Origin of the sequence: Bacillus sp. SIMBA_008 (genome assembly GCF_046535495.1) — a bacterium.
In the GTDB taxonomy this organism is placed as follows: domain Bacteria; phylum Bacillota; class Bacilli; order Bacillales; family Bacillaceae; genus Bacillus; species Bacillus subtilis.
The window spans coordinates 1-270 of sequence record NZ_JAWRWL010000503.1 but is presented as its reverse complement, the minus strand read 5'-3'; the positions used below and the strand labels follow the sequence as shown (position 1 = coordinate 270).

The window sequence follows — 270 nt, the reverse complement described above, 5'->3', positions numbered from 1 at the left end:
CGGTGGATTTCACCGATCTAAAACAATTGATCTTCCCACGAATATAACAATGGACATTTATCGATACTGCTTGATTTTGTTTGATAAGTTCTATACAGGAAAAACAGTAAGAAGTATTTCAGTTACTTTATCCAATATTGAAGACGATGTGAATCAACAATTAAGTCTGTTTGAAAAGGATAATGAGAAGAGAAGGAAGCTTGGATTTGTTATGGCCGGGATAAGAAATAAATATGGATCTAAAGCGATCTTACGAGCTGTTTCATATAC

At 33.7% G+C, this 270-nt stretch carries 1 protein-coding gene; it reads left to right on the top strand.

The window, feature by feature from the left end; translation table 11 throughout:
- On the top strand, positions 1-270 hold a 270-nt coding region (locus SB658_RS24205; RefSeq protein WP_486308213.1), incomplete at both ends, for a DinB/UmuC family translesion DNA polymerase.